A 13,418-nucleotide genomic window follows, 5' to 3' on the forward strand; every position below is an offset into this window, starting at 1 on the left:
AATATTCTTTTCAACTTAATGAAAAAAATCAGGAATGAATTATATTCCTGATTTTTAGAGAGACAATCCAACCCACTGCCAATATGCATAGTAAAATACAACCATTACAAACATATACATAACACTTAAATAGCTGCTTAACTTTAATAAATCTTGCGGCTGAAAAGTTTCTCTATCACTTTCTTGAAATAAAAGTAATGCTTTAGAACTGACTGGAAAGGTTAAACAATAATTCATGCCAACAATGCCTAAAAATAGTACAGCGACTTCGTTTAGCTGTAGACTACTTGCAAAGTATAATAATGGCGGAATAAAAATTACCGCTCTCGTTGTGTGAGATGTAATATATAAATGTGATGTGACTGAAAGAATAACAATTACGAGTAACACGATGAAAATGGATTGCTTATTAATTAGTTCTGTTACTAAAAATAACTTCTGCATAATCCATTGCGCTGCACCACTCTCCATTAAAGATTTCCCTAATGCAATTGCTGCTCCAACAAATAAAATTAAGTTCCATGAGACACCTTTTAAACTTTCTTTCCACTGCATCACGCCCAGTTTTGGCAAAGTTAATAAAAACACTCCGATTATCGTTACAGTTGCAATTTCCAAACCGTGAAACGACTCTGTTAACCAAAAAGCTACCATCGCTATTAAAATACTGATTGTATACTTTTCATTTCGCGATAATTCAAACTTAACTTTTTTCTGTTTCAGTTTTGTTTTTACTTCCTCTTTATCTAAAAATAAAAATAATATTACACGACAACTTATAAAGCTCATTATGAATCCAAATGGAAATCCCCATATTAACCACTCTACAAATGTAATATCCTTATTATTAAATTCCTTTAACATATCTAGGGCAATTAAATGGGAACCTGCACCAATAATTGTAGAACTTGTTGAAACTAAAATAACAGTAGGCATTAAAATTGCTAATGCTTTCGTAATTCTTCTACTCCCAAATTCTTTTGATATAGCTTGAAAAACAGGTAATACAACCGCTGCGCGTCCAGATGTTGATGGAATAAAGAAAGCGAGTATTTGAATAATCATTGTCAAAATCCCGCACAAGCCCAAAATATTCCGAGCACGATTTACAACAAAGCACGTCATTTTCTCAGCTAAACCGGTAACTTGAAGTGCCCTTCCTAAAATAAAGGAACCGATCATAAGCCAAATGACATCTGAAGCTAACGAATCAAATAAAAGATCTTGCTTTGCTGTTCCTGAAATAATTAGAAATAGGACAGATCCAAGTGCGATATAGGCCGAATTTATCGTTGTTGTTGTCCATAATATAATTGCACAGCAAAATCCAAACAAACTCCATTTCGCTTCCATCGTTAATGACGATGGAAGCAAAAGAACTATTTCTACTATTAATATAAGTGCTATGGGCAGAATCCAAGATGGCTTAGTTTTCGGATGATCAGTACTGTTCACATGTAATTCCACTACATTTTTTTCAATCATGATACGTACCCACTTTTATTCAACCGAGAAGCGATTTGATAACCGACTAAAACTGTACGCATCGTACTCTCTGTACAATCACGAAGCCATTTCTCCGCATTAGAAAATGCATTTTCTAATGAAGATGGCATTGGTAATATACTTGTATATGCATCAATTCCATAATCGTAATTAATACGTGCACCTTTACCGACTGTCCCAACTAATGCGATTACTGGTAATCCATATTTTTTTGCGCATTTAGCCACCTCAGCTGGAATTTTACCACGTGGTGTTTGAAAATCTATACTTCCTTCCGCAGTAAATACAAGATCACACGCTAGCAATAGTTTATTTAAATCCATATACTTCATAATAATATCGTATCTCGGATGAAGCGTTGCACCAATTAAAGCTTGCAGTCCAGCACCAAGTCCGCCAGATGCACCACTACCTGGCGTATGATGTACATCTATACCTATATCTTTTTTTATAACAGAAGCATAGCGCTCCAGTGCTTTTTCTAGTTCTATTACTTGGGCTTCGTTAGCACCTTTTTGCGGACCGAATACTCGCGCTACTCCCTGCTCGCCGCATAATTGATTAAACCAATTACAGGCAACATCGATTTGAACATGCCTTAATCTAGGATCTACTTGTGATGTATCTATGTTTGAAACTTGTAATAAAGAGGTTCCACCTTGAATTTGTATTTCCTTTCCATCTTCATTTAAAAACTTTACACCTAACGCTTCAGCCATACCAGCTCCGCCATCAGATGTTCCTGAATCACCACACCCTATTAATATACGATCTACCCCTTTATTTAAAGCTAATTCTATTAACTGCCCAACACCATGAGTAGTCGTTTTTCTAGAATCACGTAAATTTCTCGGTACAAGGCGTAATCCTGCTGCAGCAGCCATTTCAATAACAGCTGTACGCTCACCATTTCTCGTTTCAAAAACACCAAAATAAGATTGTGTCTTTTCTCCTACAGGTCCCGTTACTTCTACTTCATACATTTTTCCACCAGTAATATTTGTAATTGCCTCTGTAAAACCTTCCCCACCATCCACCATTGGTAAAGTTTCTACAGTAGCTAACGGCATGACTTTTAAAATCCCTTCTTTCATTACATCAGCAGCTTCCTTCGCCCCTAAACTTTCTTTAAATCCTGATGGTACAACTAAAATACGCATGTAATATTTCTCCCTTCACCTTGTATATCTCTTTCGTTTCTAAGGCTTATACTAAAGGTGAAAAAAGAGAGAACAATTAAGCTTACATTAAAATTTGGTGAGAAAGTGCTGAGTTTTATGAACTAAAAAATCCGTTGTACTATAAAATAGCACAACGGATACATTTCCTTCCCCTATTATTAAGGGATAAGTCTTGTACAGTCCCTTGGAAAAGCACTCGCCTCTCGTACATTTGTTAATTCTAATAGTTTGTATACAACTCTCTCTAATCCAATTCCAAAACCACCATGCGGGGGACAACCGTATCGGAATGTATTTAAATAAGATTGAAATGTATCTGGATGTAATCCCTTTTCTTTAAAAGAAGCAAGTAACTTTTCATAATCATGAATTCGTTGTGCCCCTGATGTTATTTCTAACCCTTTATATAGTAAGTCGAACGAATCAGTAATAGACGGATTCTCATTATTCGGCATCGTATACATCGGCCTAGCTTCTTTCGGATAATGTGTAATGAAAACTAACTCACTCTTATATGTTTCCTTCACATATTTCCCTAGTAGTTTTTCACCTTCTGTATCTAAATCCCCACTTGGCGACTCTTTCCGGTATTTATTTTTCAAAATTTCTTGCGCTTCTAACAATGTAATTTTCGGTATTTCTATAATAACAGGTACTTCTATTTGTAATAGTTGTAGTTCTTTTTCACAGTTTTTTGCTACTTGTTGAAACATATATCGTAAAACATCTGTTTCTAATTGCATCACTTCATAAAAATCATGAATAAATCCAAGTTCTACGTCTAACGATATATATTCATTCAAATGACGGGAAGAATTATGATGTTCCGCTCTGTAAACAGGTGCAACTTCAAAAACACGTTCTAACCCTCCAGCTACCATCATCTGTTTATAAAACTGTGGTGATTGTGCTAAATAAGCTTCTTTTTGAAAGTATGGAAGTTTAAAAACATTCGCTCCTCCTTCTGCCCCTTGTGAAACAATTTTCGGAGTAAATATACGTGTGAAATCGTTCTCTATAAGAAATTCACTAAAGCTCTGAACGAGTGTAGATTTCACTTTAAATATCGCCGCGGTTCGCTCATGTCTTAATGATAATACCCGCTCATTCAGTAGTTGATCTAAACCAATTTGTAACTTCTTTTTATTTATTTCAAACGGAAGTGGTTCTGCGCCATTTAATATTTTCACTTCGTGAGCAAGCACTTCAACCCCTAACTCTGTTTTCGAAGTCTCTACAATTTCACCAACGACTTGAACGACACTTTCCACATCTACCTTATATCCAGCTAACTCATTTTCTAATACACATTGCATAACTCCCGATCGATCCCTTATTAATAAAAAACTAACATTACCTAGATGACGAATCTTTTTTACCCAGCCTTGAAGTAATACAACCTTTCCACCTTGCTCCGTACATTCTTTTGTGAGTGAACGCTTCATTATTGACCCCATTATTTTTCCCTCCATTAATTTTATATTTATTTACATTATTGTTGTCATCGTCATCATTCACGGTCACTCACCTCCTTTCAAAGAATACAAAAATCCGCCCCTATAAATAGGGACGGATTTTTCCGCGGTACCACCCAAATTGTCATAATGACCATCTTAGCCCTGATAACGGTAGGTACCGTTTGCTTTTACTAATTATCACGTTCAAAGCAACACTCACAGGTGTCCTTCCATCATGCGGTATCGCAATCTTCTCAGCAACCGATTGCTCTCTGTAGACCTTTGCATCATGTACTTTTCCTGATCCTCACTTTTTATATTTACAGAGTATTCTATCTCTTCGTTTTATAAAACGCAAGCCTTTTTTAATATATTTTGATTTTTCATATCCATTTTTGTACAATTTCCTCTAAAGCCATTCCACGTGAGCCTTTTAATAATACAACATCCTTTTTCGTTATAACTTTTAATACTTCCTCTGCTATCTTGGCTTTACTATTAAATGACTGTACTTTTCCTATATCATATTTCTTTCTCGCTTCTTCCGCTACAATTTCAGCTAACTCTCCATAAGTAAATACATATTGAATGCTCTCTTGATTTAACATTTTACCAATTTCTCTATGATATGTTTCAGCATTCTTCCCTAACTCCAACATATCCCCAATTACTATCATTTTTTTCTTATAGGCATTTAATGTCTGTAACGTTTCAATTGCAGCCTTCATTGAAGAGGGACTGGCATTCCACGCATCGTTAATAATTGTAAAACCTGTTTTGGCAGTTAAAAATTGAAAGCGCATATGAGTAATATTTACTTGTCGCAATGCTTTCTGTATTTTTTCTGTAGGGACATTATAAAATTGACCTACGGCGATTCCGACAATCGTATTTAAAATATTATGTTTTCCATGTAAGGGAACATCGTACTGTATTTTTGAATCATTTAATTTAAAATGAACACCATATTCATCTAATTGCACGTTTGTTGGAAACAAATCATTTGTATACTTTTCACCAAATGCCTTACAATTTATACTCGATAAATTCTTATTTTTCAAAAGCAATGGTTCATCACCATTATACAAACATAATCCTTCATCTTTTAATCCATCAATAATTTCTAATTTAGCCTTCGCAATTTCTTCTTTTGATCCAAGTGTCTCTAAGTGAGAATGGCCAATCATTGTAATGATCACTACATCTGGCTGTGCTATTATTGATAAGTTTCGAATTTGTCCTTTTTCACTCATCCCCATTTCAAGAATTAAAAACTCTGTATCTCGTTTCATCTCTAAAATTGTTAATGGTAAACCGATTTGACTATTAAAATTCCCCTTTGTTTTATGCACACGATGAGTTGTACTTAAAATCGTGCTTATTATATCTTTTACCGTTGTCTTACCATTACTACCTGTAATTCCAATTACTTTTACATTTAGCTCTTTTCGATAAAATTGTGCCAATTGTTGCAAAGCAAACAAAGTGTCATCTACAAATATAATTGGCATCCCTTTTGGCGGAGTGCCGTAAGACTTTTTCCATAAGGAAGCGACAGCTCCATTATCGAATGCCTCTTTCACATAATCATGTCCATCTTTCACCCTAATGATTGGAACAAATAAATTTCCTTCTTTAATGCTTTTGGAATCTATGCAGACACCATGTATCTCTATGTGATGAACCGATCCTTGTAACCCTTCACCACCTACTACTTCTTCAAGTTTTTTCAAATTCATTTGAATCAAATTATCACCTTTTTCCATTTTATTACATAATTTCCGTTTCATTTACGCATATTGATAAAGTGAAACTTTAATCAGCCCTCACCAATCGGGCTTTTACGGGCAGTTGATCCCCCACCTAACTTCTTTGCTTTCCCTGAATTTTGAGGTGGAGGGTCTTACTGCCCGTTAATGCGGGATAAAAATTTTATAGCGAGGTGTTTATATGAAAAAAGCGATTAGTTTCTTTCTTCTTTTGTTATGCCTAATTGCAGTGAATGAAACATACGCCTATTCACCAAAATCTTTACCAATCTCCCAAAACTCTGATCAATGGAAAGTGAATATTGATGAACCGAAGAACATAGATAAAAATATGCTTCAAGCTAAAGAAGATGAATTTAAAACATATCAATTTTCAGTAAAAAATGTTGGTAACAGTGAAGTATATAACGTACAAGTCGAAGTATTCCGCAACGAGCCAAAAACGAAAACGAAATATGAACTTTTCTCACGAAAGGAAAGTCGCTTAGCAAGTGGAAAAACTGGATTTGAACATACTAATTTTCCAATTGTCACAAAAGCAGATGAAGTTGATGTAATCATTACTTGGCAAGAACACCCTTTCCGCTCCATGAGAAACGGTCAAAAAGTTGAGTCTAGAAAATTTAAAGAGCATTTTGTTTTTAAAGACGAAAAAAACAACTAGAATGCGGATGAATTTACATTAGCATTCATATAGCTTACTTTACTAGTACCAGTGCTTAAGCAAATTAAAAAGTCGTGGCTTATAAACGCCACGACTTTTTATATTAATTCGTACTAATTCCTCTTGCTGCCCAAATACGATCGATATCAGCAGCATGTTGTCCACCATATAAAAGAGCATCCGCTTGCTTAATCGCTTTTGCTCCATCACTGAATTTAGAGTTTGGTGTTAATGACCAGTGTGATTGTAAAATAATTTTCGTTGCTACATCACGTCCAAAAGCTTGTGCCATCTCATATTGACCTTGTGCCCAAATTTCCCCATCATCATGTACCTCATTTGTAATATCTTTCGGATACACTTTATTCGTATCTAATCGGCGTAAGCACGTCGGGTCTGAACTAGAATACGCAGCCGCATCCCATTCTCCAACACATGCTTTTCCGTATCCTGTAGTTGATACTGCATCTTCATACGTAGCACCTAAGAAGTCACCAAATCCTTCTCCCATCGCTCCGCCTTCTACTGAACTACCAAAGCCAGGAACTTGGTTATCTTGAATTGAATGTCCGTATTCATGTGCGATAATACCAGCATCTTCTGCATCATCTACTCCGCCAGTACCAAAAGTTAAAGCTTTCGTTGTCGGAGAATAAAATGAGTTATCCGCCGTCGTTCCATTCACATTCACTTTAATAGAGCGATTATTAATATTTTTAAAACCTAACCCTTGAATGTAACGCTGTATTGTATCGATATGATAATACGACATAACATCTTCAAAGCTATCATTTGCACGTGTATAGTTAAATTGTAAATTTGTAGATTTTGTTTTTGATTTTGAAGAAATCGTTACGTACTCTCCAATTAAAAATCCTGTCCCATCTAAACCTTTTAACGTAACAGTCTTCAATTGATTCGTTAACGCTGTTGAATCTGCATCGTTATTATCTTTTAAGCCTACTTTACTACCGCTAGATACGACTGGGTTAGGTAAAAATACTTTTCCTGTCCCTTCAGCTTTTCGGTTTATATCAACCTTTTTAATTAACTTCCCATTTTCTGCATCAATAAATGTTTCCCATGCACCAAATGGATTATTAGAATGGACTACAACTTTATATACTGGACGAGCAATTCCCTCTTCAACAATATATCCAAATTCTTTCTCTGTAGGAGCCCATAAGTTTTGTTCACTTGCTTCTCCAACATACGCCATTGATTTTTGTATTGCATCTTTTTCACTAATTTTTGTCGTTACTTCCTTCACACCTTTGACAGATTGATAATCAGAAACAGCAAGTACGCCCTTTCCCTCTCCGTTAAGAGTAACTGTAATTTGTTTTGAAAATACAGGTGCACCATTAACAACTTGCTGGAACCTAACATATGAAGCTATTGACGTTTCTGTTGTAGAAATATATTGCAAGTCTGAAAGGTCTGTTTTTAATCCATATTGCGCAGCATTTTCTTTTAAATATTCAGTTGCTTTTTTCTGCGGCGAATAAGCTTCTAGCTTTACTTGCTGCTGTTTTTCCAATGCCGAAACCGTAGAAATCGTCCCCATTACTAACGGCACAGTCATTGCCATTGCCACCATTTTTTTATTAAACATAGAACCACTCCCCCTAATAAAGTAGCTCAACCTTATCCCATTACCACTAGGCAATCATTCCCCACAAAATGGGGGGATAAAAATTGAATCTACGAGTAATTCTCTATAAACAATTCTATTACCTTTCCATTTAGGGTCAGTGAAATTTTCTCAATATTTATGTGTAAAATGAAAACAATACTTTAGAAAGAAATTTCTAAAGTCATTCCTTACCCCTGAAACTTTTCATATTACTGTTTTAAAAAATAGGATTTTTTTACCTAACGATAGGTTGAAAAAATTATAAATGAATGCTACGATTTAAATAACCTTTTTTAGGAGGATCTATTATGAGTAAAAGTGAAGAAACACTCTCTTCAATAATGGAAGCAAGTTATCGCCTTTTTGCTACGTACGGTATCGCTAAAACAACTTATACGATGATTGGTGAGAAGGTTGGTATCGCAAAACCATCTATATATTACTACTTTAAGTCTAAAGATGCCTTGATTGAATGTATTTTTACTGAATTATGTAAAGCTATGCAGTTCTCTTCGTATTTTCATACAGAAGAATTTACGAAAACAAATTTTATTGAAAAATGTATTGCAATTGGCCTTAAAATAATTGATGAACAGCGAAACGACCCTTATTTTAATCTTGTGTTACAAGAATATGTTTTACTATCTTCAAGAAACAATATGTACAAAGATCGATTACTAACTGTGCAAACAGAATATTTACATGGATTTGAGGTACTCCTTACAAAAGCAAATAAACTTCAATTAATTGAAAATAAAAATCTAGTTTCAAAAGCTCATATGTTAGCATTAGTGCTTGATAATATCGGGAATTTTATGATGATTGATGCAAAGATAGATTATAAACAAATTTGGATTGAAGCTGTAAATAGCATTTTTGAAAGAAGGGATTGAAGTGAATACAAAAAAGCGCATTATCGGCTTAGATTTCGCTAGAGCTTTGGCGATGTTTGGTATGCTACTTGTTAATTTCATGGTGATAACAGGTGCAGAAGGAAATGGTCCCCCTTTTTTAATAACCCTCATGTCACTATTTGAAGGTAGAGCTTCTGCTTTGTTTGTTATACTTGCAGGCATCGGTATAACTTTAATGACTAGGTCAGCCGTTGCTAGCAATGAAAAAATAAAAATTTCTAATAGCCGAAAGACCATATGGAAACGATCACTATTCTTATTTATTTTAGGATTACTACTATATGGACTAGAGTGGACTGGGGATATAATACACTACTACGGTGTTTACCTTTTCGTCGCTGCATTACTCATTACAGTACGCAAAAAACTATTACTTTTTCTTTCTATCATTATTTTATTAATCGCACAAGCTCTTCAGCTTACTTTCAATACTTTCGAAGGTTGGGGAGGACCTACTCCATTCATAAACTATGTAGACTTCTGGACAATACAAGGTTTTCTTCGCAATTTATTCTTTAATGGCTATCACCCTATTTTCCCTTGGTTCTCGTTCTTCTTAATCGGTATGATAATTGGCAGGTTAGATCTTCATAATAAGAAAATTAGAGAAAGATTACTCTTACTGGGTATTACAATTACAATATTGTCAGAACTTTTATCAAAAGGGCTTACTCACTTTTTTATTCCATACATCGGCAAAGAGGCTGCCACATTTTTATTTAATACAGGACCCATCTTACCAAATGTATTATATATTTTATCTGCTACAGGATCCGCTATTGCTATATTAATCATTTGCCTCAACATCGCTGAAAAATATAGAAATAATTGGTTTGTCACTTCCATTGTACAAACAGGACAATTAACATTAACTCATTATGTCAGTCATGTATTTATCGGTATTGGGACGTTAATTCTATTAAATAAAATGGAACAACAATCACTACTATTCGTTTCATTATTTGCTAGTGGATTTTTCATTTTCAGCATTTTAATTAGTGTGTTATGGGGAAAGAAATTTTCTAGAGGACCTATCGAATGGATTATGAGGAAATTAGCCGGATAAATTTCCATCATACAAAAAGGAAGTTGGAATGATTCCAACTTCCTTTTTTCTTTAATGAGCCGCGCTTAATTTAATTCGAACTTTCGCTTCACCTAAAGATAGTTCATCGTCTTCATTCGTTAAGTGATCAAATGTAAATTGCTTAACGAGTAAATTTTCTTCCAATAAATCTTTATGGTTCGTTAATGTTCGTTGTAGTTCTTCCTCTGTATCAAGAATAACATCGACTCGTAAATTAACCGGTAAATTCAACTGCTTACGATATTCTTGAACCGCTCGAATGAATTCGCGCGCTACTCCTTCTTGTAACAATTCTTCCGTTACATTCGTATCTAACATAACTGTATATTGTCCGTTAGTCGTATTAGAGAACCCTGATTTCGCAACTTTCTCTACTAGTACATCTTCAGCTGTTACAACTACCTCTTCTCCTGATGCTGCTTCGTAAACTGCTCTTTCTGTAGATACAAAGTGTTGTACTTCTTCTTTTGATAATTGTTTTAACCATCCATTTAATGCATTCACATTTTTACCAAACTTCGGCCCAGCTGCTTTAAAATTCAACTTTAATTGATAGGACATGTATTTCGTTTCATCGAGTTCAACATGAAACGCTTTGACATTTAGCTCATCCATGACGATATCACGATAAGATTCCCAATCCATATCATTTTCATTATGCGCTAGTAATACAAGTTCCGCTAACGGCTGTTTTACTTTTAAAGAATGTTGATTACGGTTACTTCTTCCTAGTTCAACAACTTGTAAAACAGCATCCATTTCCGCTTCTAGTTTCGGCTGAAGTAGTGATTCATTTACAACTGGGTAATCCTCTAAATGAACGCTACTTCCAGTTAAATTTAAATGAATATCTTCAGCGACAAACGGTGTAAATGGTGCAATTAATTTACTAATTGTCACAAGCACTTCATGAAGTGTCTCATACGCCGCTGCTTTTTCAGCATTCATACCAGATTCCCAGAAACGATTACGTGATCGTCTTACATACCAGTTACTTACTTCATCTACAAGCGCCGTGATTTCACGAGCTGCATTCGTAAATTGATAATCATCAAGTGCTGTTCTCACTTTTTTCGTTGTGCTATGCAATCTTGATAATACCCATTCATCCAATTTCGTCCGCTTTGCGTCATACGTTTCTTTCGGATTATACTCATCTAAATTTGCATATAAAACGTAGAAGCTATACACATTGACTAATGTATCTACAAATTTAGACTTTGCTTCCAGTACTGTTCTTTCCGAGAAACGTTTCGCATTCCATGGAGCACTGTCAACGAGTAGCGCCCATCTTAATGCATCTGCACCAAACTGATTTACTAAATCAACTGGATCTAGTGCATTCCCTTTACTTTTAGACATTTTCTGTCCTTCTTCGTCTAATACATGCCCTAGTGATAACACTCGTTTATAAGGCACTTTTCCTGTATATAGTGCTGATACTGCTAATAAACTATAAAACCAGCCGCGTGTTTGATCAATGCCTTCTGCAATAACATCCGCTGGAAACTGTTCTTCAAATAACTCTTTATTTTCAAATGGATAATGATATTGTGCAAATGGCATGGAACCACTATCAAACCAAACATCAATTACTTCTGGTGTACGATTCATTGTACTTCCGCATTTTTCACAGCAAACTTGCACTTCATCTACATATGGCTTATGCAATTCCAAATCTTCAGGTGTTTCTTTCGTACTATGCTTTCTTAAATCAGCAATGCTTTTCGGTGCGAATTGATGATCGCAACTTTCACATTCCCATACGTTTAATGGTGTTCCCCAATATCTATTTCGGCTAATATTCCAGTCCACCATATTTTCTAAAAACTTACCAAAGCGTCCATGTTTCATATGGTCTGGATACCATGTAACAGAATCGTTATTTTGCAAAAATGTATCTTTAATTGCAGTTGTTCGGATTAACCAACTCTCTCCTGCATAATAAAGAAGTGGTGAATCACAACGCCAGCAATGTGGGTAGCTATGTTCATACTTTTCTTTATGATACAGTAAACCTTCCTTCGCTAAATAACGAACGATATCCACGTCACAATCTTTAACAAATTTCCCTTTCAAAAATGGTACTGCTTCTGTATATTCACCTTTCTCATCTACAACATGCAAGAATGACAATCCTTCACTTTGAACGACTCTATAATCGTCCTCCCCATATGCTGGAGCGATATGAACGAGTCCTGTACCACTATCTGCCGTGACAAAATCGGCTGCGATAACTCGGTAGCCATTTGTAACTTCTTTCATTGGAAATGGCGGCATATAAGATGTGTTTACTAATTCTTCACCTTTATGAATAGATAATACTTCATAGTCTTCTTTTAATACATCTTGTACACGTTCTTTCGCAACAATGTATACATGACCTTCTTGTTTCGCTTTCACGTATTCCATATTTGGATGTACAGCGAGCGCAGCATTTGCTGGAAGTGTCCAAGGTGTCGTTGTCCAACCTAGGAAATACTCATTTTCACTATCTTTCACTTTAAACTTAACTGTTGCACTTAAGTCTTTTACTGTTTTATACCCTTGTGCAACTTCATGTGAACTTAGTGAAGTTTGACAACTTGGGCAATATGGTGAAACTCTATGTCCCTTATACAATAAGCCTTTTTCATGAATCGTTCCTAAAATATGCCATACACTTTCGATATATGGATTCTCTAGCGTAACGTATGGATCATCCATATCTACCCAATAACCGATGCTTTCAGTGAATTCACGCCACTGCTTCTCATATGTGAATACACTCTCTTTACACTTCTGAATAAATGGCTCAATTCCATACTCTTCGATTTCATGTTTACCAGAAATACCGAGTTGCTTCTCAACACCTAATTCTACAGGTAAACCGTGTGTATCCCATCCCGCTTTTCGTAGCACTTTATAACCAGCCATCGTTTTATATCTCGCTACTACATCTTTAATTGTCCGTCCAAGTGCATGTCCGACGTGTGGTAAACCGTTCGCCGTTGGTGGTCCTTCATAAAATACGAAAGACTGTGCGCCTTCTCGATTCTGAATTGATTGCTCGAAAATACTTTGCTCGTTCCACTGCTTACGAATACGTGTTTCTCTCCCTACAGCTGACTCTTTTACATCTACTTTCTTCATCTACAATCACTCCTTTTGAATATTTTAAAGCACACAAAAAACCCGTCCCCATGAAGTAGGGACGGGTTTAAC

At 35.5% G+C, this 13,418-nt stretch carries 9 protein-coding genes and 2 other annotated features (1 of these 11 cut by a window edge); of the genes, 3 read left to right on the forward strand and 6 right to left on the reverse strand.

Going from position 1 to position 13,418, the window contains the following annotated elements; all coding sequences use genetic code 11:
• Positions 1-54: 54 nt before the first annotated feature.
• From FS802_RS03020 to FS802_RS03035, 4 genes are all read right to left on the reverse strand, one after another.
• On the reverse strand, positions 55-1,485 hold the full coding sequence (locus FS802_RS03020; RefSeq protein ID WP_144524847.1) for an SLC13 family permease: 1,431 nt from the start codon (positions 1,483-1,485) through the stop codon (positions 55-57).
• A complete protein-coding gene (locus FS802_RS03025) occupies positions 1,482-2,666 on the reverse strand; it encodes a glycerate kinase family protein (RefSeq protein ID WP_144524849.1) in 1,185 nt (394 codons plus the stop codon). Before FS802_RS03025 ends, FS802_RS03020 begins: the two co-directional genes overlap by 4 nt.
• Positions 2,667-2,845: 179 nt before the next feature.
• Positions 2,846-4,144 (reverse strand): aspartate--tRNA(Asn) ligase, encoded by a 1,299-nt coding sequence (gene aspS, locus FS802_RS03030; protein WP_000534850.1) that lies wholly within the window; start codon positions 4,142-4,144, stop codon positions 2,846-2,848.
• Positions 4,145-4,249: 105 nt separating this feature from the next.
• Positions 4,250-4,461 (reverse strand) — a binding site (T-box leader).
• Between the two features lie 66 nt (positions 4,462-4,527).
• Positions 4,528-5,910: a UDP-N-acetylmuramoyl-tripeptide--D-alanyl-D-alanine ligase gene (locus tag FS802_RS03035; RefSeq protein ID WP_144524851.1), complete on the reverse strand. Its 1,383-nt coding sequence runs from the start codon at positions 5,908-5,910 to the stop codon at positions 4,528-4,530.
• Positions 5,911-6,094: 184 nt separating this feature from the next.
• On the opposite strand from FS802_RS03035, the gene FS802_RS03040 reads away from it, so the two are divergent.
• Complete coding sequence (locus FS802_RS03040) at positions 6,095-6,577, forward strand: hypothetical protein (protein WP_070168758.1); 483 nt, start codon at positions 6,095-6,097, stop codon at positions 6,575-6,577.
• Between the two features lie 103 nt (positions 6,578-6,680).
• Here the strand turns inward: FS802_RS03040 and FS802_RS03045 are convergent, their stop codons facing one another.
• Positions 6,681-8,192, reverse strand: coding sequence for a M36 family metallopeptidase (locus FS802_RS03045; protein ID WP_144524853.1), 1,512 nt, complete (start codon positions 8,190-8,192; stop codon positions 6,681-6,683).
• Positions 8,193-8,521: 329 nt separating this feature from the next.
• On the opposite strand from FS802_RS03045, the gene FS802_RS03050 reads away from it, so the two are divergent.
• Together FS802_RS03050 and FS802_RS03055 are read left to right on the forward strand one after the other, a co-directional pair.
• A complete protein-coding gene (locus tag FS802_RS03050) occupies positions 8,522-9,106 on the forward strand; it encodes a TetR/AcrR family transcriptional regulator (RefSeq protein ID WP_000045221.1) in 585 nt (194 codons plus the stop codon).
• Between the two features lies 1 nt (position 9,107).
• On the forward strand, positions 9,108-10,193 hold the full coding sequence (locus FS802_RS03055; RefSeq protein ID WP_144524855.1) for a DUF418 domain-containing protein: 1,086 nt from the start codon (positions 9,108-9,110) through the stop codon (positions 10,191-10,193).
• Positions 10,194-10,244: 51 nt separating this feature from the next.
• On the opposite strand, the gene ileS is transcribed toward FS802_RS03055, so the two are convergent.
• The gene (gene ileS / locus FS802_RS03060) at positions 10,245-13,346 is read right to left on the reverse strand and encodes an isoleucine--tRNA ligase (protein ID WP_144524857.1); all 3,102 of its coding nucleotides are present in this window, start codon (positions 13,344-13,346) and stop codon (positions 10,245-10,247) included.
• A 54-nt stretch (positions 13,347-13,400) separates the two neighbouring features.
• Positions 13,401-13,418: a binding site (T-box leader), on the reverse strand (it continues 222 nt past the right edge of the window).

It is taken from the genome of Bacillus sp. DE0042 (assembly GCF_007680225.1).
In the GTDB taxonomy this organism is placed as follows: Bacteria; Bacillota; Bacilli; order Bacillales; family Bacillaceae_G; genus Bacillus_A; species Bacillus_A wiedmannii.

Bases quoted from the DNA above. Each gene is read 5' to 3' on its own strand.
- FS802_RS03020 (WP_144524847.1), bottom strand. From the start codon at position 1,485: ATGATTGAAAAAAATGTAGTGGAATTACATGTGAACAGTACTGATCAT.
- FS802_RS03025 (WP_144524849.1), bottom strand. From the start codon at position 2,666: ATGCGTATTTTAGTTGTACCATCAGGATTTAAAGAAAGTTTAGGGGCG.
- aspS (WP_000534850.1), bottom strand. From the start codon at position 4,144: ATGGGGTCAATAATGAAGCGTTCACTCACAAAAGAATGTACGGAGCAA.
- FS802_RS03035 (WP_144524851.1), bottom strand. From the start codon at position 5,910: ATGGAAAAAGGTGATAATTTGATTCAAATGAATTTGAAAAAACTTGAA.
- FS802_RS03040 (WP_070168758.1), top strand. From the start codon at position 6,095: ATGAAAAAAGCGATTAGTTTCTTTCTTCTTTTGTTATGCCTAATTGCA.
- FS802_RS03045 (WP_144524853.1), bottom strand. From the start codon at position 8,192: ATGTTTAATAAAAAAATGGTGGCAATGGCAATGACTGTGCCGTTAGTA.
- FS802_RS03050 (WP_000045221.1), top strand. From the start codon at position 8,522: ATGAGTAAAAGTGAAGAAACACTCTCTTCAATAATGGAAGCAAGTTAT.
- ileS (WP_144524857.1), bottom strand. From the start codon at position 13,346: ATGAAGAAAGTAGATGTAAAAGAGTCAGCTGTAGGGAGAGAAACACGT.